The following is a 2,215-nucleotide window of genomic DNA, read 5'->3' as shown; positions in this document are numbered from 1 at the left end:
TAAGCCGGCGGCTCAAATTAACTATTTTTTGTTGGTAAGCTACTGATGTTATTTTATTTAAATATCGGTCATTATTTAAAATCTGCGCCGGTAGTTGTCGATTTCCACTGTTCTAATTCGGCAGACATCGCCGTCAGCTTTTCCGAAGCCCTGTTATAGGCATCATTCCCCAGAAACAAGTGCATCGGCGGCTCCGGAGTTTCTGCTAATTCGATAAATATTTCCGCTGCGCGATCCGGATCCCCTGCCTGCTGCCCATTCATAGACAGGTAACGATCCTGCGTATTTTTCACGGCTTCATAACCTACAATTTTACTATTGGTTAGGGCAAGTGAGTTTTTGGTTAAAAAGCCTGTGCGGAAGCCTGATGGTTCTGCAACGGTAACGTTTATTCCAAATTCTTTAATATCCAGTGCAATCACTTCAGAAAAAGCAGCCACCGCAGCTTTGGTAGCCGAATAAACAGACCAGCCGGGAGCACCCACAAAACCAGCCACCGAACCGATATTTATAATATAGCCTGATTTTTGACTGCGCATTACCGGCAGAACACTTTTTACCACATTTATGATTGCAAGTACATTAACATTAAAAATGTTCCGGATCTCCTGTTCAGCTATTTCTTCCACTGTTCCGGCCATTCCGTAGCCGGCATTGTTAACTACCACATCAATCCGTCCAAATGCAGCCAGCGTTTGCCGTATCGATTCATCAATACAATCCGGGTTATTTAAATCGACAGCCAGCGCAAGAAAACGCTCGCTGTCTATCAGCCCAACCGCCTGGCCCAATGCTCGTGCATCCCGGGAAGTTGCTGCAACACGGTAGCCCTGAGCAAGCAGTTTTTTTACAAGAGTTAGCCCCAATCCCTGCGAGGCCCCTGTTACATACCACACTTTTGAAGCGTTCATGATATTATGCATTTAAATGGTCAAAATATGCTGTGGTTTCTTCGATTATGGACTTCATCAGTTCAGCGACTTTTGTATGTTTCAGCACCGGCGCTATTTGTCCGCCCCAGAACAGGATCATATCCCATTTTTCCTGTTCTATAGCTGCTTTTCTTAAATGCGACATAAACTGTGTTTGCAGCGGGAAGGGAAGAAAACCTTTTTCCTTATGCACCAGGTCTTTTGCAATGCGGCTGGTTATTCCTCTGCCAAGCCTCCCTGTAAACGCCCGAGATAAGGTAGTGTACTTAGCCGCATCTGAAAACAACATTTGCCGGTGAATTGCTGTGGCATTTGATTCGTCAGTCGCCAGGAAAGCGGTGCCAATCTGCACGGCATCGGCGCCAAGCGCCAATGCTGCGGCAACCCCTTTTCCGTTAGCAATACCACCTGCGGCTATAACCGGGGTCTTTATTTTTTCTTTTATCAGCTGGAGCAATACAAAAGTCCCGGTAGCAGATGATTCTGCCGGTGCCAGGAATGATGGGCGATGCCCTCCCGCTTCAAAACCAGAAGCGATAATGAGGTCAACCCCGGCTGATTCCAGCGCCATGGCTTCATCCAGTGTAGTTGCGGCTCCTACGGTAACAATACCAAGCCTGCGGCATTGTTCAAGAACATCGGCAGATGGGATACCAAACACAAAGCTAAATACCGGTGGCCTCTGGTGAAGGATCACTTCTACCTGGTTTTCAAAACGGGATGTAAACACAGCAGGTTTTTCGGGCAGGGCAATTCCAAGCTCATCAAAATAAGGCTTGAATAACGTTTGGGCCTGTTTAAACTGCTCGTCTGAAACCGTACCATCCACAGCATCCGTATCCGAAACCCACAAATTAATATTGTAAGGCTTGTTGGTCGCCGCTTTGATCTGCTTATCTATCGCGATTATCTCCTCCGGGCTTAGTGTATAAGCCCCGTAACCGCCAAGGCCTCCCGCATTAGATACTGTTGATACCAGCTCAACAGATGACAGGTTGCCGCCGAACGGCCCTTGCAGGATAGGATATTGAATGCCCAGTATTTGGGATGCTTTTGTTTGGTACCACATAACGTTAAAATTTATTCCGCCACGTCTGTAATCATTTTATTAACGATCAACCAGCGGTTTTCTATTTTGTGAAACGACAGGAACTCATCATAGTTAAACTCGTACATTTTAACATGTACCGTGGCAACAGCTATGGAGTTGACCACATTGATAGCAATGATTGTTCCCTTAAAAGGTTTGCCCGAGTCTTTCGGACTTTGACGGTGCGCAACAC

Annotated in this window: 3 protein-coding genes; all 3 read right to left on the bottom strand. The window is 46.4% G+C overall.

From position 1 onward, the window contains the following. Positions 1-71 precede the first annotated feature (71 nt). Positions 72-911, bottom strand: a complete 840-nt coding sequence (locus AC1DPZ_RS25830; protein ID WP_477408896.1) for an SDR family oxidoreductase — start codon at positions 909-911, stop codon at positions 72-74. 4 nt (positions 912-915) lie between these two features. Beyond that, a complete protein-coding gene (locus tag AC1DPZ_RS25825) occupies positions 916-2,001 on the bottom strand; it encodes an NAD(P)H-dependent flavin oxidoreductase (RefSeq protein WP_477408894.1) in 1,086 nt (361 codons plus the stop codon). Positions 2,002-2,012: 11 nt separating this feature from the next. Then, positions 2,013-2,215, bottom strand: a 203-nt coding sequence (locus tag AC1DPZ_RS25820) for a nuclear transport factor 2 family protein (protein ID WP_477408892.1), incomplete at its 5' end; no start/stop codon positions are given.

It is taken from the genome of Mucilaginibacter sp. P4_G9 (genome assembly GCF_056400985.1).
Note: the sequence above shows the minus strand (reverse complement) of the source record. Positions and strands in the feature narration are given on the sequence as shown.